Origin of the sequence: Brucella pecoris (assembly GCF_006376675.1) — a bacterium.
GTDB classification, from domain to species: Bacteria; Pseudomonadota; Alphaproteobacteria; order Rhizobiales; family Rhizobiaceae; genus Brucella; species Brucella pecoris.
In genome coordinates this window covers 1-22,457 of the sequence record NZ_VEWK01000009.1, presented here as the reverse complement: position 1 = coordinate 22,457, position 22,457 = coordinate 1, and the positions used below count along the sequence as shown (strand labels likewise).

The window sequence follows — 22,457 nt, the reverse complement described above, 5'->3', positions numbered from 1 at the left end:
TCGCAATTTTCCCCAACGTCCTCCGCACATGATAACACGCACGGGGAGAGAATGCGTCCGGCCGAGGCCGGACGCGATGGTTGGGTTACTTTGTGATACCGAGCTTCTTGCAGCCATCGGCATAACGGTCGACGCACAGCGTTTCGGCTGAAACGATGTTCTTGTCGATGATCTCCGCCTTGAGGTTTTCAGCCGTCACAACCACCGGAACGAAAAGCTTCGATGGTGTGTTGTAGAGCGTGGCTTCAGCCTTCGGGGTTTCACTGTTGAGAAGCTGGCCAGCCACGCGCGCGGCTTCAGCAGCAACGATTTCAGATGGCTTGTTGATTGTGTTGTATTGATCACCCGAAATGATGAGCTGAAGTGCGGCAATCGTCGCATCATTGCCCGTGACCGGCGGAAGCGGATCGATACCAGCTGCCTTCATGGCTGCAATCGCGCCGCCTGCAGTGCCGTCATTGGCAGCCACAACGCCGACGATCTGGTCATTGAAGCGAGTGATCTGGCCGCTCGCCCACTGCTGAGCCTTGCTTGGTGCCCATTCAGGCGTGTCGTATTCGGCAAGCGTCTTGTAACCGCTATCCTTCAGTCCGGCATGGATACCCTTTTTGATGAGACCAGCTGCGGCATCAGTCGGTGAGCCGTTGATCTGCAGCACGCCACCTTTGTCACCCGCAACTCCTTTGTCCTTCAGGTGCTTAACCAGCGATTCCGCAATTGACTTGCCGATGGCTTCATTGTCGAACGACACGTAGAAATCGGAGGTCGCATCCGGGATCGGACGGTCGTAAGCGATGACCTTGATATCCTGCGACTGGGCGAGCTTGACTAGCGAAGCTGCCGCTGCCGTGTCGACCGCGTCAAGCACGATCACCTTCGCACCTTGCGAAATGACCGAGTTGAACTGCTGCTGCTGCTTGCTCGCATCGCCATCGGCGTTGAGATAAAGCACCTTGCAGCTTTCGCATATTTTTTTCATCTCGGCTGCGAAACCTGGATAGTCGCGCTCCTCATAACGTGTGGATGCCTGATCCGGCATCAAAAAGCCGACCACTGCATCCTTCACTTCCGCCTGTGCGCCACTGCTTGCGAAAGATGATAGCACAACCGCAGCAAAAGCGGCCTTACCAAGTAAATTCTTCATGTCTCACTCCCACTGTTTTCAGTTTCTGGTTTGCACAACCTTGCAGGCGAATTTGATCCCCCGCTCCACCCATATTTGTCCCCGTAGCGGCCTCCCACTCCATGAATGCCACTCCTAAGGCGCTGCTTCGCATTGCTGCTTATCGCATCACCTGGGGTATAAACATGTTGCACCATCGATAGTGCAGCATTACCATTGCTCAACACCCGGCATGTGGTCAAGAGGAAAATGGCGGAGGAATAGATTGGATTGCGCCCCGCTCCTACTTGCAGCGAACGGTATCAGCCCGCTAAGATCGGGGCCCAGTTCAGACGGATAAGCGCACTTAATGAATACTCCCCGGAAAGTAACCATCTATGATATATCGGAGAGAGCTGGTGTATCCGCCTCGACCGTTGCTTCAGTTATGAATGGATCTTGGAAAAACCGAAGAATTACTAAGGCGACGGCCGATAAAATACAAGGTATAGCGGGCGAACTTGGATATACAATCAATCTTCAGGCACGCGGACTTCGCATATCAAATTCCGGCCTGATCGGCATGATCTTGCCGATGCTGGACAATCGCTATTTCAGTTCTATGGCAGCTTCGTTTGAAACGGTGGCGCGCTCACGCAATCTTGTCCCCGTCGTGGCCAGCACATTGCGCGACCCACAACAGGAACGCAGTACCGTGGAAACACTGATCGCCCATAACGTCGACGCCTTGTTGATCGCTGGCGCAACTGACCCGGACAGTGTCGCCAGGCTTTGTGAAGCGGCTCACCTGAAACACATCAATGTAGATCTCCCAGGCAAACACGGCGCTTCCGTTATCAGCGACAATTATGATGGCGCCCGTCAGCTCACACAACAAATTGCCAGTCGCAGGTCACGTCGGGAAGAAAACAGTTTCTACTTCATCGGCGGGGTGGACAGCGACCACAACACACGTGCGCGGGTGCAGGGCTACCAGGATGAGCTGGCTGCGCTAAGCCTTCCGGTTCACGCTGACGGCATCATGACGAATGGGTATAGTCCCGATATCGCTGCAAAGACGATCCGTGATATTTACAACAAATTGAACGGGCTACCAGAGGCACTATTCGTCAATTCGACAAGCCCTTTTGAGGGCGTCGTCAGCTTTCTCAAAACGCTTTCGGTTGATGAGGTTAGAGAGTGTTCCATCGGATGTTTCGATTGGGATCCCTTCATTGAAGTTCTCCACTTCCCGATTGTGATGATCCGTCAGAATGTCCAGGCGATGATCGAGCGTGCATTTGAGCTTCTAGACGAACCCGTTCAAACAACCGACCTACCCGAAATGATTTCGACGGAGCTGATCGTTCCCCGCGACCTTTGAGTTTCACGAGTAGAATGAAAAGGTTCCTTCCAGACGATCACCGTGCGTTCTGTTTCCTCAGACAAATGAGCTGAACCGTCAGCCCCACAATGAGAATGAACAATAAACCGGCCTGGGTGCCAAGCAGTAATGGTGACTTGAGATCGGTCACGAAAGGATGACCGTCCGGCACGCGACGCAAAATCTCGCTTACCGCCGGCACCATCAGCAGAAATGCCGTAAAGCTTAAAAAGATCGTTTCCAGATAGCCAACTGCACGGCCAAAAATCGATATGTATCCAACCGCATATCCCGCAATCAACAAAACCATCGTTGCCGCACCGATAATGTAGCTGATCGGCTGGTGTGCGACGAGAAACGTCGTGGCGGCACCAATAAGCATTGAGACAAAATAGGCGGCACCGGATTTCGACCGCGGTACGATTCGCCCATACCGGGCAAGCATGTAGATGGCCAAAGGTATGGCAGGCAAACTCCCAATTGTGTGTAACCAGCCAAGCGGGGAAATCCCAAACATATCAAGTGCTCCTATCAAGCTTCAAACCTACTAGTAGGTAGTTTTTTGAGGCGGTTTCTTCCATCAGCCACCCAGGACATCAAACGAGTTGCGAATAAATCAAGACCGTACTGACGGTAGCAACGACATCCACCCACTTTACCATTGCAACATTTTCCAAGAATACACCGATCACCCCGACAACTGCCGCTACGAGGAATAGTGTCGCACCTGCGATAGTCGCCCTATTCGAGATGTTTGCCGCATGCGCGACCAGCACGGCAATAGCGAATGGGGTTAGGTACGCAGGATCGCGATCCCGAGATATCCGGGATCGTTTCAGTCGAGGAATGTTAAAAAATAGTAACGCCAGAATGCTGGACGCAGCCAGACATCGCAGTTCAATCGTCACAATTGCCTCCCTACCAGTTGGTAGTTTTCGTCGCCAAGCCCATCCATCGTTGAACCAGAATTACTATGCTGCCGATAATCTGCCCAACAATGGCTCAACTATCAGCGAGAACGTTTTCGGATCTCCGTAGGCTCTTGCCGACAACATCGCACCATGGACGGTAGCCATAAAGGCTTCGGCTTCGATTTCAGGCCCCTCCATCAAGCGGATACGACCTAGTTGTTCACCGCGAGTGAGAACCGACGTCAGCCACCTTGATAAGGCTCGGAAATAGGCCTGAATCTCGGGAATGAGTTCCTGAGGTAACACCGGAAGCTCGCTTGCCAAAAGCGCACCCACACAAAAGGACGCAGTCCCGTCCGTGATGCACGCACTCCAATATTGAGTATAGGCGTGCAACTGCTCAAGCGGATCGACGACCTTGCTCTCCAGATTGGCAAAACCGGCTTCCGTGTCTTCGCGATGCCGCACAATCAGCGCTTTCACCAAATCGACTTTGCTCGGGAAGTGATGATGGATACTTGCCTTACGGATGCCCACGACACTAGCGATGTCCGCATAGCTGAACCCATTGTACCCACCCGATATGATCAGGGTTTTGGCGCAACTGAGAATATCGTCAGAGGTTGTAGATAGATTGCTCATGAGCTAAACCTACCTTCTAGTAGGTTGATTGTCAAGAAGCATCAGAACGAACATTATCGGCATTGGCCCGTTTTACGCCATACCCAGAAGTTCGCACTGGCATTGTTAAAAACCTGCCGCGACCCGAACCTGCGGTCAAGGCATGGGAAGGGCTCCCAGCTCTTCCAGATACTCAATGTTTAATGTCGTGACCGCGGTCAAGCGCCCGACTTAAGCTACGCTGCCGACGTTCAGCTACGATCTGCTGGCTTTGGTGGTTGCGAACCGTTTGCTGAACAATCTTCAACTTGCCCTGCAGCGCCTCGAAGGCTGGTCGCTGTGCTGACGACAGGCGATTGATGAGATCCTTTTCGCCTCGCAGGATGGCGTTGCGCCCGAATCTGAGATCGAGTGCCTTACTCACCGTTGCAAATTCCTGAACTATATGAGGTTGAAGCGAACCCGTTACGTCCTCAAGCCTGACGCCCTTCTTCTTCATCACCTCTGTTATCTTCCGCAGCGCGCCGTCGGCCGTTGATGACAATCCAGGAATGGCAACCGCCATACGCTCGCGCTCCTCACGGATTGTTCTCGTCTCCACATCAAGTGCCCGCGTCCACGAGGATCCCAGTGAGCGAACACAGCCTCCCACCTCCGATACGGCTTGAAGCGCGGCCTTTCGTTCACGACCGGTGGCAAGAAGCTTGTCCATGATGCGGCCGGAACCGCGCAGGGCACCATAGGCAGCCGGGTCATTGGCAATGGCTGCCGCGATCCGCTCGCCTGCAATGCCTTTCTGGATCAGGTCCTCGATCATGTCGACAGCACCGGCGGGATCGCGCCAGATACGAGAGGCTGTCTCAGCAAGTGCTGCTCGGTTACGGCGGTAGTGGATTGCGGCAACTGCCCTCTCGCGCGCTTCAACCTCCACCGATGTCTTGAACGTTGTCACGGCAGCAAGCAGCGGCGGTACGGTACGAGCTTCCTGGCCCTCATCGCCATTGTCCGGCAGGCGGATTTTGGAGGAACGGAGAGAACTTTGAATTACAGGCGTTGAGGCTCCTGGTTTTTGCAGGGCGAAGCTTTCGGACCGCTCCTCATGATAGGAAGTGTTTCGTTCCCGCTCTATGGCAAAACCGAGCGCCACGCCTGCCCGCTCCCACAGTTTTGCGACCTGTTGGCGCTTTTGCGCAAACCACGCCAGTTGACGGGTTGCCCCCGCCTCGATGCCGGCTGCAACTTCGGCAAGTGTGCCGATACCACGCCTGCGGGCAAAGTCATCAACATGGGCCTGATAGCCAGCCTCGCTCCTAAAATCGAGCGTGGTGGTTTTGGCGCCTGAGCGAGCAAGGCGGTCGGCCAGTTGCCGGAACAATGCCGGCCGGTGGCTTTCACTTGCAATCCGCTCCCGACGCACGTCCGCGGTTTCAACCAGTTTTGCCGTCCAGACATTGCGTTCGACTGCGCGTTCCTCAACCCGCTTTTTGCCGCTCTCCCCGTCAACGACAGCAGTCTTCACCATGACGGTCTCGACGCCGTCTTTGCGCAAGAAAACCGTGTCACCTCTGGAAGCTCCCGCTTTGGACAGTGCCCCGGGCAGACTGACACCCCAAAGGCGATGGACCTTACCGTCGTTTGTCTTCACATCGACATAAGGGCTTTTGGCTATATCTTCATCCTGCGCCCCAAACCTTGCCTGGCCGGTTGCGACCAGTTCACCGGTCATACCGGTCGCGTGGTCAATACGGGGTTTCTCCCACCATTCCGGTTTGTGCCAAAAATCCTCGCGTGCCGCATAAAGATCAGCCCGATCGCGATGACGGGTCATCGATACATAGGTCAGGTGCTGATCCATCATGCCGGTGGCAAGGACGAACGTGCGATCGACGGTCGCGCCTTGCGACTTATGGATCGTTACGGCATAGCCATGATCGATATGACGATAACTGTCTTCACTGAGGACGATTTCGTTTCCACTATCGAGCCGGACAGACAGAAGCGGATGACGCAGTGCATGGCCAGTGGATACCACCGTGCCAAGCATGCCGTTCCTGACATATTGTGGGCCAGAGCCTCTTGCACGTGGTTCAAGGAAGCGGGCATTTTCCAGGAAGATGATCCGGTCGCCTGCAGCGAACTCCCGCATACCTCGCTCGGTGCGGAAGCTGCGCGCAGCAGTGAGTGCGCCATCCTCCATCATTACCTTGCGCAAGGCTTCGTTCAGCTTGCGGACGTCCTTGTTGGTGTGCGCCAGCACCAGCAAGGCGTCACCGCGTAGCTCGGCACCCCGTTGCTCGTCACCCCGGCCTTTTTGTCCGATCCTCGCCTCGGGCCGCACGCCCGATCCTGACGGTGACTGCGCGATCGCTTCTTTGCGCGCCTCTGCCCAGTCGCTGACCAGCCGGTCGATAAGCGCGTCGCGGGTTTGCGCCTCGATCAGATGTCCACGCCTGGCATAGACATCCAGTCCCGCCTCGACCTTGCCACGGGCGAAGAGTTGCGAGGCATCGCACGCCCATTGTTCCCTTTGCCGGCGCACACCGGCAAGCTCGGCTGAACCGATCCGTTCCGCTATTGCCCGGAAGGCAGCACCTGCCTGGATTGGCTGAAGCTGCATCGCATCACCCACCAGAACGACTTTTGCACCCGCCTCCTCTGCTGCCTTCAGCACATGCGCCATCTGCAACGAGGAAACCATGCCAGCCTCGTCGACCACGAAGACGTCACCACGTTTCAGCTGATCGCGCCCGTTTCCCCAGGCATGTTCCCACGCGGCAAGCGTGCGCGATCTGATACCCGAACTCTTTTCCAGTCCTTCGGCCGCCTTACCGGAAAGTGCGGCACCAAAGACGCGATGAGGTCCACTTTCCCAGGCAAGGCGCGCTGCCGCAAGCAATGTCGACTTGCCTGCACCGGCAAGGCCAACCACGGCTGCAATACCACTATCGCCGGTCACATGGCCAATGGCGTCGATCTGTTCGGGATCAAGCTTCAACGGCTTTAGTGGATCGCCCGTTTCGACGCTCCGTATGGCAGCCAGCCGTTTTGCTTCAACAATCCCGAACCCTTTCTTCTTCGATAAGACATCGGCTGAACAAACCATGTCATATTCAGTGCGCAGGATCTGGCGGGTGGTGAAGATTGCAGGTTCGGTCGCCTGACCAGTCAGCCGCCCGACCTGCTGCGGCTTCAACAGCACCAGATCATTCGATGCCATCAGCCGTGCGCGGATATTGGCGAAGTCGGCCGGATCGTCGACATAGCGGTGGATTACCTTTGCGATATCCTTCTCATCAAAGGTGGAGCGCTCATTACCGATCCGTTTGAGGAGAAGCCCCGGATCGGCAAGCAACCGATCGGCCATTTTCCGCCGCCGTGCCAGATCGGCAGGTGCAAAATACATTTCGACGCCCTGACGCATCATGGCAGTCTTTGCCGGCCCCAAAGACTTTTGAGCGAGACCGTCAAGACCCTGTTCGGCGTAGGAGCGCCCATCCAGACGGATCCCATGGCCAGCCAGTGCCAGATGCCGGTTGGCTGTTTGTCCCCAGGCGATCTTCCATGCCTTCATCGTCTCCTTGTCACCAGCCCAGAGCGTGTAGACGATCTGGCCCTTGGCTCGACCCGTTACTGCAATACGTAGCGGCTTACCATCACGGTCCAGTACTGGAACCTTTTTGAGCCCAAACCCCTCGTCAGTTAGCGGCCTCAAAGCCGTCATCAGATGGATATGCGGATTGCCGTCCTTGTCGTGATAGACCCAGTCGGCGACCATGCCCCTTGAGGTCAGGTTTTCCTTCACAAACTCACGCACCAGGGCAATATTCTCCGCCCGCGTCAGTTCTTCCGGCAACGCGATGATTATTTCACGGGCTAGCTGTGCGTCCACCCGCGTCTCAAAAGCATCGACCGCATTCCAGAGCGTCTCGCTTGCCGCGGCCACACTCTTCCCCTCAATAGCGGTCCGCAGCCAGACTGGAACCTGGTCAGGTAGTGCCAGTTCTTCATGCATCAGTTCCTCGGCACCGTCGCGAAAGCTGACCGACATCCCGGTCTGTTCGTCCATCATGCGAGTGCGATGGCGATAGGCGGCAGCCGAGATGACATTGCGCCCCGCTCCCCTACTGATCAGCTGCGCTCTGATGAACATGATTGCCACGACTTTCCTCCTGACCTTCCAAGCACACAGCGCAAGCGACGCACTGTTACCCTCAAATCATCCGGTAGCGGACCCGATGCCGCTCTTCTGGAAGAAAACCCGCTCAAGGTTTCCAGCATCGGCACAACGAGACTTGCATACGGTAGTTTATTTAACTATTATTTTCTAGTTAGTTAAATTTCGGATCGGCAAGATTCTTCGTCGAGGAGGAACGGCACATTGGTCATCAAATTGTTAATCACGGATATCGACGCGCAAATTGCAAAGCTGCGTAAACGCAGAAAGTTATTAATAGTAAAATTAGCAGGCCGTTTTGCACGCGCTGCGACAAAGGAAGGGCTAGCGGATATGGAAATCACCGATGAGGAGATCGATACCATTTTCGAAGAGATCGCTGCGGGATTTCGCGAAACGGAGAAGAGGAGCGTTGGCAGGACAGCTTATCCGCCGCGTGGAGAGCCAGATTGTGGCGCTGGAGCGGCGGCGAAAGTTCCTCATGGCGGCTGATCGGAAACAGGAAGCGCGCAAGAAATTCATGCTCGGGGCAATTGTCGTTCGTGCAGGATTGTCGGCGGTCGATCGGGCCTTCCTTTTGGGCGGACTGCTGGAACTGGCGAAATTATCAGCCGACACGTCCGAATATCGGCGCTTACATTATATTGGCGAAATTGCTTTCCGAGCTGAAGCGTCACGGGCCAATCTCAGCTCACTCGGCGAGGCTACCGAATGATGGCCAGAACAATACCGCATCCGGGTCGGTTGTTCGTTTTTGTGCCGATCGTTATTTCCAGTTTTGCCTTTTACGTCACGAACTGGCATTGGCCGGAACTGGCCGATGACTTATCAGGACAAACCCAATACTGGTTCCTGCGGGCTTCACCTGTGCCAGCACTCTTGTTGGGGCCACTCGGCGGGCTCATGACAGTTTATATATTGCCGCTGCACCGGCGGCGACCAGTCGCCCTGGTCAGCCTCTTGTGCTTTTTGCTGGTCGCGGGTTTTTACACACTGCGCGAGATCACCCGCCTCTCTCCGTTCGTTGAAAGCGGTGCGTTGCGATGGGACCAAGCATTATCCTTTCTCGATATGGTGGCCGTCGCGAGTGCTGCGATTGGTTTCATTGTTGTGGCGGTATCGGCACGCATCTCAAGCGTCGTGCCCGAAACAGTGAAGCGTGCTCGGTTCGGAACCTTGGGAGATGCAGACTGGCTACCCATGTCAGCGGCAGCACGGCTCTTTCCAGGAAATGGTGAAATCGTTGTTGGCGAGCGCTATCGCGTCGACAAGGAACTCATCCATAAACTGCCATTCGATCCAAACGATCCGTCTACATGGGGGCGCGGTGGAAAAGCGCCCTTGCTAACCTACAACCAGGATTTTGATTCAACCCATATGTTGTTTTTTGCGGGATCAGGTGGATATAAAACCACCAGCAATGTTGTTCCGACAGCACTGGTCTATACCGGTCCAATCATTTGCCTCGACCCTTCATCCGAGGTTGCATCAATGGTGATCGATCATCGCCGGAAAGAGCTCGGGCGCGAAGTCATGGTGCTCGATCCGACTACTCCGAGCACGGGTTTCAACGTTCTTGACGGCATTGAAACTTCGACCAAGAAAGAGGAAGATATTGTCGGCATTGCACATATGCTTTTGTCGGAGAACGTGCGCTTCGAAAGTTCAACAGGCTCTTTTTTCCAGAACCAGGCGCACAATCTGCTGACCGGGCTTCTGGCGCATGTAATGCTTTCGCCAGAATTTTCCGGTCGACGCAATCTGCGCAGCCTGCGCCAGATCGTTTCCGAACCGGAGACATCGGTTCTTGCCATGCTACGCGACGTTCAGGAACATTCGGCCTCGACATTCATTCGCGAAACGCTTGGCGTTTTCGTCAACATGACCGAGCAAACATTTTCTGGCGTCTACTCTACGGCATCGAAGGATACCCAGTGGCTATCCCTCGGCAATTACGCAGCCCTTGTCTGCGGCGACAGCTTTAAACCTGCCGAGATGGCCGCGGGCGAAAAGGATGTATTCCTCAATATCCCCGCATCGATCCTTCGCTCCTATCCGGGGATCGGGCGCGTAATCATTGGCTCTTTAATCAACGCAATGATCGAGGCAGATGGCGCATTCAAGCGTCGGGTTTTATTCATGCTCGATGAAGTCGACCTGCTTGGCTATATGCGCGTACTGGAAGAGGCACGTGATCGCGGCCGAAAATACGGGATCAGCATGATGCTGATGTACCAGTCCGTTGGCCAGTTGGAACGCCATTTCGGTAAAGATGGTGCGGTATCATGGATCGATGGATGCGCGTTCGCGAGCTACGCGGCGGTTAAAGCGCTCGAAACCGCGCGTAACGTATCTGCGCAATGCGGAGAGATGACGGTCGAAGTGAAGAGTAGTTCTCGTAACATCGGATGGGATGTAAAAGGCAACGCCTCGCGAAAATCTGAAAGCATCAACTTCCAGCGTCGACCGCTCATAATGCCGCACGAAATCACGCAGTCGATGCGCAAGGATGAGCAAATCATTATCGTACAGGGACACGGCCCGATCCGCTGCGGTCGCGCTATATATTTTCGACGTAAAGAAATGGAAGGAGCAGCTGCAGTCAATCGGTTCGTCAAATCGGGTGAACGTAAAGTCCCTTGAATACTATCATCACTAATCAGAGAGGTGGCTGGGTGTTGCAAGAACTTCAGCACCTGGAGGTGGCGAACCAACCAACAAACTTCAAGCAAGCCAACTCGCCCATCAGATCCGCCACGATCAACTGGACTCGCTGAGCCAGTAGCCTCTCCGAGCGCCTATTCCTCGACAATCAAATTGATCTTTCACTCTGTGCAGGGTCATCGCTCGGTTTACGTCCATCGTGGCCATACAGCGTCGCGTCTTTCGTGCCCACATCCACAGCGTGAATCAGGCCCCCCAGACAAAAGAAACCAAATTCTCAAACGGATTCTCAAGAACGAGCTCCTGGTATTAATTTGTGATATATTAATTATATCAAAATATTACAGAAGATGTATTCTTTATAATTCTTCTCGTCAACAAGGAGAACGGTTATGGAAATGTCTACATTTAGTTCTATGGCTGACTTATTCTGCGAAGGAAAGAACATTGGAACCATTATAGCATTTCCATAGCCACTGAAGGCGATAAGAAATTTACAAAAGGTGTCATGTGGGCAAGCATGGACATGCTCAGGCAGGCCTATGCAGGCGAACTTGTTCAATTATCATCAGAAAAAGGCGATGGCCTGTTGAGTGTCGATGTGCGGAATATCGGCATACATGGAAGTGCAGACTTCATCCTCGTTGGAGCGCTGACGTTCTAAAATTCAAACTCTCTAAATTCCCCGAAACTAGTTAAGGTACACGCCAACAACCCAGGCTACCAATCCGATATCGATGCATACTATGAGGAATGCAATCAGATATACGCGCGTCTTACGATTTACAGATTGTTGAACTATCATTTTCTGAGCACCGAATATTTTAACCATCGTTGAGACGATACCAGCCTCGAAAGACCCTCACGAAATAAGCTTCGCGATCACGCTGAGAAATCGCCGCGTTCATGCTCAAGTAGGTTTTCAACCCAGTTATATGCGTCGCAGGCATATGTTTTGCTAAACACCTTGCACTGAACGGTTCCCGGACCCGGTTTTCTATCCGCACAATATTCCGGATGGCCGGATATAGCTTGTCACGGCGAACCTCATCAGCCCTATGATCTCTCGCAACATCGCCTATTGCGCGGGGCCTCATCATATCAACCATGAGCCAACCTCAATCGGAGCGTCTTTCTAGGGGGCCATCGCAGTATTGACGATTTTGATGTGATTTGCGGGGCCGTTTGGCCACCTTCATTCTCCCAGGCTTCCAACTCCATTTGAATAGATTGAGATAACCGTTGGGCACGAATTGCCAGAAGCATGTCCAGCATCTGCACAGGATCATGGCGACCGTTGCTGAATATCTCACAAAGGTGTTTGGCGGCTTCCAGACGGGTCTCCGGCTTGTCGCTCCTGTCCAACGAATAGCCTGAGCGTTGCAGAAAAGCGCGAAGCAAAGGGAAATCTTCAGGTCCAAAGTACGGCAGGCGTGAAGCGGAAGACATAACGTGCCCCTTCGTTTTGGGGCCGGAGTTTATCTTCTCCCAACGACAGCGCCCGTTTTAATTGCTGTTGATAATAAACTGTGCACCCATTTAAATTAAATCACAAGAAGAGATTTAATAATTATTATATTAAGAAATATTCATCTCAAAAAATTGGCTTAATATTCGGGACTTTATGAAAATCAAAGCGCCAATTTATACTATTTAATTTTCTCTATTTCATGAATGAACTAATGGCATACTGCGCTGTATTAAAATAGTTCTGTTCATTTGAATCGAGACCATGATGGCGCGTGAATACAGCCTTCAGCCGATCTAGAAAGTTGGGTTCGGTTTCGGCCAAATGCCCGATGAGAACCTGAAGGATCTGCTCGTGAGCCAGAACCTTCCTTTCCAGAGCCGTGGTGTCATTGGCCATTGCGTTTACTCCTCGGCAGGACATGACGCGGCGACCGTGAACGTGAAAATCCACCGCAAGCACGTCGTAGAATATTCGCCAGCTTGGTCCAATCCTTTGATGGCGACGTCATCTGTTGACGGGCACTTGTGAGGTCGCTTTTGCTGGCCGCCCTATCCTCATCGTGCCGTGGGCGCATGGTATTTTTTTGCTGAGCACTGTTAGAATTATGTTCTTTTCTCATTATAGCCTCCTCATTCGGTGACCCAAGGCGCTTTAAAGCGCCTTGGCCAGTTCGTTACCGCATGCAGTTGCGAGCGCGGTATTTGGCTGTTCCGTTCCCAGCGGCGTTGCCCATCCCGACTTTTCGATAAGGCTACGCCGAGAGTAAGCTGGCGCGGCCTTGAACTCGGCAAGGATGTTCACAACCGCCGGATCGTTTCTGGATTTTTCAAGACAGTAAGGCGTTAGGGCAATCGCTACGCCGTCAGACATATTGGATGCAATCAGACGCTCAGAAGTACCTTGCGTGATCCATCCACCTGCGGAAAAGCCGACAGCGATTGCTGCAATGGCACCAACCAACGCTCCGCCAAGGGCGGGCTTTACCCATTCAAACTTGTTCATGATGGTATCCGATCTTCAGCGATCGAACGCACTTAATTATGCGTTAGACATCGAGTATATCACCACCGATTTCTATTTGCGCGCGATTTTATCATCGAGTAGTAATTTTTAGTTGCCGCCCTGGCGCGACTATGAGATTTGGTCGCTGCATAATTTTTTGAAACAATCAGACTGACCGTCGCGGGTTTAGTTGCGCCGCAAGAACAGCAATTCGCGCAAGTCCGCTGCATTTCTTGGAAGCTTGCGCGGCCCTACCCCCTTGTCACCAGGGCTAGGGAATCTATCTCGGGAGGAAACGATGGTTGCGTTGAGCTTTATAGTGTCGGGAATTACTGTGTCGTGCCAGACAAGTCGATGACGGCAAGAAATATGACGATGCCCTACCGGCTTGCTGTGCCGACCTTAAAAGGCTTTGCAACACCGCTCGTAATCCTTATGCTTAAGTCACGGAGGCCGCAGGAATAACAATTCGGCCCTGCCGGTGGTACTGAGATCGTGCTGAATGCAACGTCAGGACTTACTACCTCATCTGCCGCGCGCAGTTGCGATCTATCGAAAGTGTCGCCTTTAAGTGACCTTAATTGTTCGCTTGCTATCAAAAAACAATCAGTCCACCCTTGATTATCAGCGAATTATTTGAATACGGGCTACGCTGACCAGGACTGAATTGTCCGTGCCCGCAATTTGAAAGGAGGACGCCATGTCTTCCAATATCTATAATGTGGATTTTCACACAAACCATCGCATACTGAAGCAGATGATGACTAAGGCAGGCTATCTCACTTCCAAGATGAAGCCATTGCCCGGCCCTTATTATAATCAATCTGCGTTAATTCTACGGAATTTCATGGCAGGGGCGATGGGCGACGTTCAAACGGATGCAGATCCGCAGACCGAGGGAACGTCGGCTTACGTGCCGCTTGATAGATACTGTTCCAAGATGGTCCCCGTGGTGACTTCTAGAACATAGGTCGAAAATCATAATCTTCTGCAAAAACAAAGGTAATATTGTTAAATTGAAATCGCCGTCAACTCAAAATACAATTATTACTAATATTAATTTGACAGAATATAATTATCGTTGTATAAAATAAAAATCGATATTTTCTTGCTGAGATTTGCTTATTGCACATTTAGCACCGTGCGCTGAACGAACACTCCCTTTAAAAATCGTTTCATCATCGCGTTACTTTAGTGCGCGATCATTAATATTTCTATGAAAGGGGTTCAAATGAACACCGGTACAGTTAAATGGTTTAACGCGACAAAAGGTTTTGGTTTTATTCAGCCCGACAATGGCGGCAGTGATACGTTCGTTCATATCTCTGCAGTAGAACGCGCAGGTATGCACTCGCTAGATGAAGGCCAGAAGCTGACCTATGATCTGGAACAGGATCGCAAATCTGGCAAAATGACGGCATGCAATTTGCAGGCCGCCTGATTGAAGCTTCTCCCATCTTGTGACCACGGATGTACTGGCACAGACGAGGGAAGTTTACTTTGAGGGTCGGGCAGTTGCCCGACCTTTTTTATTTAAGCCGCTCACCAGAGGGTGATAAATCCGAAAGAGATACTCAGAATGAATAGCCATGAAAAAGGTAACCATTCCGATATCAACTCGAATAGTGGTCCGAGCATTTTAAATCACTTAACTGCAACTCAGCGTGACATGAAAGATGCCCGCAACCAGATGGAGCCACCATCAGAAGACTGGTCAAAACTTTCAAATATACTGAGACGATCTTGTGGCGGCTCATCACGAAGGCGCTCTTTGCGCACATAGGAATTCATTTTCATTGGAGCCTACCATGCTTGAACAAAAGCCTATTGAACTGACCGAAGATACACTTTCCAAGATATCCCGCCCGCACAGGGACGCCAAAAGTGCGATAACAGACAAAACTGTAAAAAGGATCCTCCATACAGAAAAGGTTGCGGTGGACGCCAAAACAGAACGGCTTAAGGCCGCCCGGTTGGAACGCGATAGTAAAGGATTAGGTTCGTTAAAGGTAAGCCGGCGCGCTAAAAAGGCAGAAAAGAATTAAGCGAAGCGGGGTGAATTGCTGTTAATGGGTAAAACGGCCTGCACATGGAAGAAGCATGCCATTACCCGCTCTAGATAGTAACACAAAATCATCGCGCGTGATTGTTGCCCGCTGTTCCTTGGGGCAGTTGGGACTTTACTTTTATCGCCCCTAAATAACATTTGACCTACCGATTGCATATGCCTTTCAGCTACGCTCGGCAATGCTGCCGGCTCTTTTGTGACATCAAACGTTCATCCGATAGGGCGAGTAAGGATAAGGTTCCGCGCTTGATACATTGAAAACCGAACAGACGACAATGACGCTGAAAATCAAGCTTTGGAGCCATCGCTTTCCAGCTCCGTCTGGGAGCACATGGCGAAAGCGAGCCATCGCGGCGGCCCCTAAGAGGCAGATAGACCCAACTTAATCAATGACCTCGGCATACAAGCCGTAAAATGTAAAAAGCTGCGCCTGAGCCAGGCCACGGCACGCTTCGATCTGCTTTTAAACAGATCGGCGCTTTAAACCTTTCTTCCTAAAGCATAATCTTATCGATCCTCGTTTCAATTCGGTCGGATTATCCTCAAAAGGCTGACTTGCATATCAGCCATGTAGATTTAAACATTGTCGGTTACCATCAATCATACCATTTGCGCTGAAGTTACAGCACAATGGATGATTCCATGAAACCGAACACATATGTGGCCACGGTCATTGTTGCCTGCGCGCTATTTTTAGCCTGGTCTATCGTGGAGCGAACGCGGTTGGAACTTGCTCGAGCCGAAACGCTTCAAACGATTTTTACCGATGTGCTTAAATAAACTCAGCGCTTCGGATTTTGGAGGCTGTTCCTCGAATTACCGGTTGCGCGCCTTCATCAGCACCCAGATCAGAACGATCATAATGACGAGCCCGGCAGCCAAGCCAATAAGGGCGCCATAGGCGGCGCCGTAGTTACCACCAGCTAGCGCGCCAATGCCGGCCCCAAATATCAGTAAGGTAAGCGGTGGCATGCATCCGATCATTGGTAAGTCCTTGAAATCAAAAAACAGCAGCTAATTCGCTATCATTGCCATGGTCGTTTATTGTGCGTTAGTGAATCCTATCGTCCAGTGATCCTGACTATTGTGGAACCAAGATGTGAAAAAACGGAGCAGAAACCCGGCTTTCTCAACCGCTAAACGGCGCATATATGACATGCAGCCTACTCTAGAATTTCGCACCTACCCGCAGCGCAATCGCTAAGTCTCTGGCGCCGGAACCACCGAAACCGGTTCTATACCCAGTGGCCGTGGACCACGGCATTGTCGAAACTGAAATCGAGTGACAGCCCCACATTACCGCTATCGGTACTATCGCCTTTTGCATCAAGGGCATAGGGAAGCTTGCCAAAATCGCGATTGACTCTCATTCAGAATGAGAACATTTTAGGAACATCGGAAGGCGGCCCGATAACAATTACAGACACTTTGGAAGGTGTGTGTTTGCTTCACGGGAGCGGGACTATGAACGCGGTTACGCAGGAATATAAATACGACGACGAAATTGAGTTGGTTCTCGCCTACCACAAAGGCGATGTGCAGGCTGCGATAGGCGCGCTTCTTAAGGACCGAGACTTTCTCGTTAAGGAAATCGAATACGCCAGTCTGGCTATGTCGATGGGCTTTGCACGTGGATGGAAGCCGACGATATTTGTGAAATGAGCAGATCGCACGGTGAGCAGCCTATGACACTAGTCAATAGGAAATACCCGTTTCAGGTCGTGCTTTTCTTGACCGAATGGCACCGAACTGAAGAAAGCCAGCAAGAGTTCATCCGGCTGTATGGCGGCGTTCCCTACGGCCCAACGGACAAGAAGTCCAAGTCGTGGGAGACATCTATTGATCGATGAAACCGCCGCCACCTTATTTGACCGAAATTCCGATATCGGCTCGGATTGTGGATCTGTTCGCCTGGTACGAGTTGTACGGATATTGCTGCTGCTGCGGACACATCGGGGCGGTCGACAGAACCATGCTCATACGCAAATACGGAACACATACCTACTTCGTTGACCTGCATAGGCGCATGCGCTGCAAAACCTGTACGGCAAAAGGCGATGCCCAGTTCGGAATTACGAAGATGCCGAGGTGATGAATGGCTGGATATAAGAACGACAACACGCACGTGGCCAAGGTCGGAAAGTCGTTCGAACACTTTTGCAATTCGAAGGACTGCAAGGAATGGGGATCATTCGGTTACAAACTGCCGAGCGGCCAGCTTTGGGTCTGTTGTTCTCATAAACAGGAAGGCGAGGATGCTCTAGCTGGACGGCGCAAATAAGAGCGCTAGTTATCTCATACCCCCTGAATGCTTTCGAAAGCGAAGCAACCATAGGGCGCAATGAGGAGACGCCTTAATGCCTGAACCGAAAGAAGCCGGCCAATCAGCAGAGGTTCTAAAAGAAAGTCTCCCCTCAAAAGCAGCGGCTATTCATGAACTCATTCGTCGTGAAGGCGAAAAGGAAATGAATAGAGAGGCGATGGCGCTGTTGTGGTCGGCTATTGCCGGTGGAATATCGATGAGCACGTCGATGATCGCACGTGGCATCCTTGAGACCTACCTTCCTGACGGCGATTTGTTCTTTCTTCTCAGCTCAGCTGGCTACACCGTCGGCTTTATAATTGTGATAATTGCCAACCAGCAACTATTCACTGAAAACACGATAACCCCGGTTCTGCCCTTTATGACAGAGCCTACAATGTCTCGCTTTTTCAAAGTGATACGCTTGTGGTCCATCGTACTTCTAGGAAACCTTATTGGCGGAGCGATCGCTGGCTTCGTTATGGCGTCGATGCCCATTTTTTCTGAAGAGGTAACTCGAACATTTATCGAGATGGGCAAACACCTTATGGAAGGTACAAGCAATGAATTGTTCAGCAAGGGCATCATGTCTGGATGGCTAATTGCGACGTTGGTTTGGATGCTTCACAGTACCAAACAAGGCCATATATTTCTGATATTCTTGATCACCTACCTCATCGCTATCGGTGACCTAACCCATATCGTTGTGGGATCGATTGAAGTCCTCTTTCTGCTTTTCATTGGCGAAGTTTCCCTGTTCGACAGCATCTTTAAATTCGGACTACCTACACTTTTCGGGAACATTATCGGCGGAACATTCATCTTCGGGCTGATCTCTCATGCGCAGATCCGGGCAGATGAATAGCTGCGACAAGGAGGAGCGCATGTGCAATCTTTATAATTGCACCGCGACATATGGGCGATGCACCGCCTATTTCCAACGGTTGGAGGCATGAAGCCAAGGACATGCAGAGGCCCTGCCCGACGCCGATCTGATCGACCCCAATCCAGACAATGATGATGAGGAAGTACCAGCAAGCTTGATTTAAGGCGACCAGACTTCGTCCTTCGCGTGACTTTTGTACTGTTCCCAGCCATTCTGATCGTGGGGCAGCTTTTAAAGTGTGCAGGATTGGGCGGATGATATGGTATTTCATAGTTGAGGGCGCGCTCATCATAGCGCTACTAATTGTGGTTGTGATTATGATCGTGCAGATGAGGCGTTGATTTTCGCGCCCTACCTCAAGCGGTAAAATACGATGTGAGGCGCAGTCAATACGTCAGAACGATAGACACTGGCAAGGATATCTGACATATCCGTGCCGTGAGAACATTTTAGCAACATTGGCAATTAAAGGTGCGACGAGCTTCATGGCGATTAAATTTACAAGCACTCCTGACCGTCCAGTAGAACCAAAGGTGGGCAAAGCGCCAAAGAAAAAGGACAAAAAAGTTGCAAACAATAATCCAGAGTTGGATCTGAAAGCCGGTGCAAGTTCACCTGAATGACCATAGCGCAGCTCGTTGTCGTTGTGGCGTTCGCTTGCAATGATGCCGGTAATCCACACCAAGCAGCCTCAGGTCCCATCCGTGACCGCGTTCGACCAGAGAGTAATAGATCTGATTGGCAGCGTTGCGCGGCCAGACATAATGGTCGGCCGCAGCCTGTGACTTCAACACTTGCCAGCTAGCGGAATTGTAGACGCGAATAACGCGAATCTTGCCTGCTCACCCGAGCGTGTCGAGCGGCGACAGCACTTCCTCTCGACCGATGTTGTTAACCTCGAAGGTATGAAACTGGTGGATGTCGATGAGGTGACGCGCTCGGTAGCGCCCAAATTGCCCACTTGCTGAAGAGCGGGCCAACGGCACCGAAGGTTCTGGCGCCAAGACCGGGGCAGGTTCCCCAATGAACCACCCCGGCGCTGATCCTCATGGCTTCAAGGAACTGCCTAGCAGAGCATCAATGTCGATCGCGGCTGCCATCGCTTTGTATCCAGCATCGCCTGGATGCAAGTGGTCACCAGAATCCAGTTCAGCCTTCATCCGGGCGGGATTTGCCGGGTCGCGCAGGACTGCGTCAAAATCGACAACGCCGTCAAACTCATCGCTTTCACGGATCCACTGGTTCACCGCCTGTCGGATCTTGTCTTTTTCAGGCGAGTGGTGACCTTCGATTATAGAACCTTTCGCTACGCCTTCATTAGGAGCAATCGTGCCCCCGATAATGCGCACATTGTTGGCGTGCGCCATTTCGATCAGTTCGCGATAGCCCTGAATTATGTCGTCAGCGCTCACCATAGCCTCGTCAGGGGCAAAACCACCACCAGGCCAACCAATGTCATTGGTTCCGAACTTTACAATAACAGCTTTGACGCCGGGTTGCGCAAACACATCGCGGGCTGCGCGAACCAGACCGGCGCGCCCCATTCCATCTTTCAGCAGCCGGCCACCGGAAATGCCGGCATTAAGAACGCCGACACCGCGTTCCGCCAGTCGCTCAGCCAACGCATCCGGCCAACGAGTATTGGCTCCGGGGGTGGAACCGTTCCCATCGGTCAGTGAGTCACCAAGAGCTACGACAGTAGTCGGCGTCTTTTCCGTTTCCACGATCAGGCCACTGAAAAAAACACGCGTGCTGTATTGAGATGCAGTACCAGGCAGGCGCTCGGCTCCAGTCATATCACCGTCCACGACGTATGCGGTATCGCGCGCATCGAAGTGGAAACCGGAAGGTTGAGTGTTTTTAGGTAGATAAAGCGATACCGCAACTTCAGTTAGTGCCGGCAGTGACAGATTGATCGGGTCGCTGATCATACGCCCACCAACAGGAACAACGACCTCCTGTTTTCCGCCGAAGTACACAATGCTATCGGTACTAGCGACGATGGCAGAGCCGTTGTCATGACGAGCCAAATGGGCAGCGCCGATATGCAGCGGCGCAATTCCGTCCTCATTGCTGATGACCACACGCAGCTTGCTACCGCCGATGCTCAGCCGTGCCGTCTGGCGTATGGTTTGCTGATTGTACTGAGAAGGAACGCCAAGCGGTAACACGAATTTGTTGTCCCACATCGGCTGGGTTGCAGCCATCCAGCTCGGGCTCCAATAATCACCCGGTTGTGCAGCAGATGCCGTGGAAACCGCGATGGTGCCAGCCAGTGTCAGAGCGATGGCACCAAGGCGGAAGATCGATTGAAGAGATTGCGTTTTCATGGTGAGTTTCCTTTTTGTCAGACGATGTAAAATTGGGGGCAACGGTGGGGCTCAAGCAGATTCACGGGAATGAAGCAGGAGGCGCATTCACGTCGCCTGCAGATATCGGCTCAGCGAAGACTGCCTCGAGCAACGGCCCACCCGGCGCGCGAAAAAACAGCCGCCGCTCCTGAATGTCAGCCAGATCCATCGTGCTGTAACGGATGTCGAGCCGTTCAAGTCTGGATCGAAAATCGGCATAGCCGTTCAATCGGAATCCGACGTGGTCTATCGCCTCGGAAGCGCAATCGAGATGGCTGCCAAACGAACCAATAATATGAACTAGCGGATGACCTTCGCTGTACAGCCAGCAGCCTGGTATGCGCTGTATCTGAGCCGGGCGCTCGCCAGGCATCATTCCGAATAGTTTGATGAAGAAGTCGCGAGTGGCGGGAATATTGCGGGTGCGCAGGGTAACGTGGTCAAGTTGCATATCCATTTCCTTTCGGAAACTGGTTTACATCATGCAGAAAATCCGGATAATTGAGAAAAAATCGAAATATTAATTTGGAAATTTCAAATAATGGTTCTGGACAATCTCGCACTCTTCCTGCGGATCGTGGAAAAAGGCGGTCTGGCTGCCGCTGGACGAGAAGTGGGGCTATCACCCGCGACAGTCACAGAGCGGTTGGCTACGCTCGAAGCCTATTATGGTGCAACCCTGCTCACCCGCACGACGCGCGCGATAAGTCTGACCGAAGAAGGCCGTTTGCTCGTGGCAGGCGCCAGGCGTCTACTGGCCGAGGCCGAAGAACTGGAAAGTCGTATCAAGCTCGGCACAGAAACCATTTCTGGGCCAATTCGATTAAGCGTTGCCGAGGACCTCGGGCGGACGCATATCGTGCCGATTATCGATGCATTCCTGACAGAGCACCCGAACGTCACCGTCGATCTTCATTTGAGCGATGGTTATGTCGATCTTGTCGGTCAGGGGTTCGATTTTGCAATCCGCCACGGAGTTCTTGTCGATAGCTCCCTTCGCAGCCGTTCTCTTGGCACCAACCGTCGGCTAGTCTGCGCCTCCCCGGCCTACCTTGAAGAAAAAGGCACGCCGCTACACCCAAATGACCTCACCGCCCACGATTGTCTGATCGTGCGGTTTGGTCAGGATCTCTATGCAGAGTGGCCGTTCCGGATTGACGGTGAGGTCAGGCATGTCATGGTTCGCGGGCGACGAGCGGCTAACGATGGTGGGCTTGTTCGCGAATGGTGCGTTGCCGGTCAAGGTATCGCTTTGAAGTCCTTTCTCGATGTGGAGATGGACCTTGCCTCAGGTGTGCTTGTAGAAATTCTGGAAGAGTTTTCGCCAGGTAATACCGATCTTCGGATCGTCTATCCGGCAGGCCCCGTCCAACCGCGCCGCGTTCGTCTTTTGATAGATCTTATTGGCGACAGGCTAAAACGAGATCGATGATGGTCGCCGTAATGTCCGACATCAGGGCCTTTGAGACAAAACTGGTTTAATTAAGAAGAGAGGATTTTCGGCTCATCATAGCTTTATCA

23 protein-coding genes are annotated in these 22,457 nt (G+C 52.4%); 12 read left to right on the top strand and 11 right to left on the bottom strand.

The window, feature by feature from the left end:
* Positions 1 to 85: 85 nt before the first annotated feature.
* On the bottom strand, positions 86 to 1,144 hold the full coding sequence (locus FIB18_RS16210; RefSeq protein ID WP_140021688.1) for an ABC transporter substrate-binding protein: 1,059 nt from the start codon (positions 1,142 to 1,144) through the stop codon (positions 86 to 88).
* A gap of 328 nt (positions 1,145 to 1,472) precedes the next feature.
* On the opposite strand from FIB18_RS16210, the gene FIB18_RS16205 reads away from it, so the two are divergent.
* Complete coding sequence (locus FIB18_RS16205; RefSeq protein WP_140021687.1) at positions 1,473 to 2,486, top strand: substrate-binding domain-containing protein; 1,014 nt, start codon at positions 1,473 to 1,475, stop codon at positions 2,484 to 2,486.
* A gap of 37 nt (positions 2,487 to 2,523) precedes the next feature.
* Here FIB18_RS16205 and FIB18_RS16200 read toward each other — a convergent pair whose 3' ends face one another.
* The 4 genes from FIB18_RS16200 to traA all read right to left on the bottom strand — a co-directional run bounded on the left by FIB18_RS16200 (position 2,524) and on the right by traA (position 8,177).
* Entirely contained in the window at positions 2,524 to 3,003 is a 480-nt protein-coding gene (locus FIB18_RS16200) for a hypothetical protein (protein WP_140021866.1), read from the bottom strand.
* Positions 3,004 to 3,082: 79 nt separating this feature from the next.
* Positions 3,083 to 3,394: an MAPEG family protein gene (locus FIB18_RS16195; RefSeq protein ID WP_140021686.1), complete on the bottom strand. Its 312-nt coding sequence runs from the start codon at positions 3,392 to 3,394 to the stop codon at positions 3,083 to 3,085.
* A gap of 63 nt (positions 3,395 to 3,457) precedes the next feature.
* Entirely contained in the window at positions 3,458 to 4,039 is a 582-nt protein-coding gene (locus FIB18_RS16190; protein WP_140021685.1) for a TetR/AcrR family transcriptional regulator, read from the bottom strand.
* A 172-nt stretch (positions 4,040 to 4,211) separates the two neighbouring features.
* On the bottom strand, positions 4,212 to 8,177 hold the full coding sequence (traA, locus tag FIB18_RS16185) for a Ti-type conjugative transfer relaxase TraA (protein WP_140021684.1): 3,966 nt from the start codon (positions 8,175 to 8,177) through the stop codon (positions 4,212 to 4,214).
* 219 nt (positions 8,178 to 8,396) lie between these two features.
* On the opposite strand from traA, the gene FIB18_RS16180 reads away from it, so the two are divergent.
* From FIB18_RS16180 to traG, 3 genes are read left to right on the top strand one after another with little or no spacing between them, the layout of a single operon-like run.
* On the top strand, positions 8,397 to 8,684 hold the full coding sequence (locus FIB18_RS16180; protein ID WP_140021683.1) for a TraC family protein: 288 nt from the start codon (positions 8,397 to 8,399) through the stop codon (positions 8,682 to 8,684).
* Positions 8,674 to 8,907: a conjugal transfer protein TraD gene (locus FIB18_RS16175; RefSeq protein ID WP_140021682.1), complete on the top strand. Its 234-nt coding sequence runs from the start codon at positions 8,674 to 8,676 to the stop codon at positions 8,905 to 8,907. Before FIB18_RS16180 ends, FIB18_RS16175 begins: the two co-directional genes overlap by 11 nt.
* Positions 8,904 to 10,835: a Ti-type conjugative transfer system protein TraG gene (traG, locus tag FIB18_RS16170; RefSeq protein WP_140021681.1), complete on the top strand. Its 1,932-nt coding sequence runs from the start codon at positions 8,904 to 8,906 to the stop codon at positions 10,833 to 10,835. Before FIB18_RS16175 ends, traG begins: the two co-directional genes overlap by 4 nt.
* 1,684 nt (positions 10,836 to 12,519) lie before the next feature.
* Here the strand turns inward: traG and FIB18_RS16165 are convergent.
* Both FIB18_RS16165 and FIB18_RS16155 read right to left on the bottom strand, forming a co-directional pair.
* Complete coding sequence (locus tag FIB18_RS16165) at positions 12,520 to 12,723, bottom strand: hypothetical protein (RefSeq protein ID WP_140021680.1); 204 nt, start codon at positions 12,721 to 12,723, stop codon at positions 12,520 to 12,522.
* A gap of 255 nt (positions 12,724 to 12,978) precedes the next feature.
* Positions 12,979 to 13,329, bottom strand: coding sequence for a hypothetical protein (locus FIB18_RS16155; RefSeq protein WP_140021678.1), 351 nt, complete (start codon positions 13,327 to 13,329; stop codon positions 12,979 to 12,981).
* Between the two features lie 700 nt (positions 13,330 to 14,029).
* Here FIB18_RS16155 and FIB18_RS16150 point away from each other — a divergent pair.
* The 4 genes from FIB18_RS16150 to FIB18_RS24845 all read left to right on the top strand — a co-directional run bounded on the left by FIB18_RS16150 (position 14,030) and on the right by FIB18_RS24845 (position 16,177).
* Positions 14,030 to 14,299, top strand: coding sequence for a hypothetical protein (locus FIB18_RS16150; RefSeq protein ID WP_140021677.1), 270 nt, complete (start codon positions 14,030 to 14,032; stop codon positions 14,297 to 14,299).
* A gap of 261 nt (positions 14,300 to 14,560) precedes the next feature.
* On the top strand, positions 14,561 to 14,770 hold the full coding sequence (locus tag FIB18_RS16145) for a cold-shock protein (protein WP_140021676.1): 210 nt from the start codon (positions 14,561 to 14,563) through the stop codon (positions 14,768 to 14,770).
* A 367-nt stretch (positions 14,771 to 15,137) separates the two neighbouring features.
* The gene (locus FIB18_RS16140) at positions 15,138 to 15,374 is read left to right on the top strand and encodes a hypothetical protein (RefSeq protein ID WP_140021675.1); all 237 of its coding nucleotides are present in this window, start codon (positions 15,138 to 15,140) and stop codon (positions 15,372 to 15,374) included.
* Between the two features lie 665 nt (positions 15,375 to 16,039).
* Positions 16,040 to 16,177, top strand: a complete 138-nt coding sequence (locus tag FIB18_RS24845; RefSeq protein ID WP_158295714.1) for a hypothetical protein — start codon at positions 16,040 to 16,042, stop codon at positions 16,175 to 16,177.
* A gap of 36 nt (positions 16,178 to 16,213) precedes the next feature.
* Here FIB18_RS24845 and FIB18_RS24840 read toward each other — a convergent pair whose 3' ends face one another.
* Both FIB18_RS24840 and FIB18_RS25365 read right to left on the bottom strand, forming a co-directional pair.
* The gene (locus tag FIB18_RS24840) at positions 16,214 to 16,369 is read right to left on the bottom strand and encodes a hypothetical protein (RefSeq protein ID WP_168436628.1); all 156 of its coding nucleotides are present in this window, start codon (positions 16,367 to 16,369) and stop codon (positions 16,214 to 16,216) included.
* Positions 16,370 to 16,632: 263 nt separating this feature from the next.
* Entirely contained in the window at positions 16,633 to 16,767 is a 135-nt protein-coding gene (locus tag FIB18_RS25365; protein WP_268899006.1) for a hypothetical protein, read from the bottom strand.
* A gap of 94 nt (positions 16,768 to 16,861) precedes the next feature.
* On the opposite strand from FIB18_RS25365, the gene FIB18_RS16135 reads away from it, so the two are divergent.
* The 3 genes from FIB18_RS16135 (at position 16,862) to FIB18_RS24835 (ending at position 19,208) form a co-directional block, all read left to right on the top strand.
* A complete protein-coding gene (locus tag FIB18_RS16135; RefSeq protein ID WP_140021674.1) occupies positions 16,862 to 17,059 on the top strand; it encodes a CUE domain-containing protein in 198 nt (65 codons plus the stop codon).
* A gap of 695 nt (positions 17,060 to 17,754) precedes the next feature.
* Complete coding sequence (locus FIB18_RS16120; protein ID WP_140021672.1) at positions 17,755 to 18,564, top strand: formate/nitrite transporter family protein; 810 nt, start codon at positions 17,755 to 17,757, stop codon at positions 18,562 to 18,564.
* 506 nt (positions 18,565 to 19,070) lie between these two features.
* Positions 19,071 to 19,208 (top strand): hypothetical protein, encoded by a 138-nt coding sequence (locus FIB18_RS24835; RefSeq protein ID WP_158295712.1) that lies wholly within the window; start codon positions 19,071 to 19,073, stop codon positions 19,206 to 19,208.
* Positions 19,209 to 19,631: 423 nt separating this feature from the next.
* Here the strand turns inward: FIB18_RS24835 and FIB18_RS16115 are convergent, their stop codons facing one another.
* Complete coding sequence (locus tag FIB18_RS16115; RefSeq protein WP_140021671.1) at positions 19,632 to 20,915, bottom strand: SGNH/GDSL hydrolase family protein; 1,284 nt, start codon at positions 20,913 to 20,915, stop codon at positions 19,632 to 19,634.
* A gap of 61 nt (positions 20,916 to 20,976) precedes the next feature.
* Positions 20,977 to 21,387: a VOC family protein gene (locus tag FIB18_RS16110; RefSeq protein WP_140021670.1), complete on the bottom strand. Its 411-nt coding sequence runs from the start codon at positions 21,385 to 21,387 to the stop codon at positions 20,977 to 20,979.
* 90 nt (positions 21,388 to 21,477) lie between these two features.
* Here FIB18_RS16110 and FIB18_RS16105 point away from each other — a divergent pair, with 90 nt between their 5' ends.
* Positions 21,478 to 22,368 carry a LysR family transcriptional regulator gene (locus tag FIB18_RS16105; protein WP_140021669.1) on the top strand — a complete coding sequence of 297 codons (891 nt, stop codon included), beginning with the start codon at positions 21,478 to 21,480 and terminating at the stop codon, positions 22,366 to 22,368.
* Positions 22,369 to 22,457: the final 89 nt, after the last annotated feature.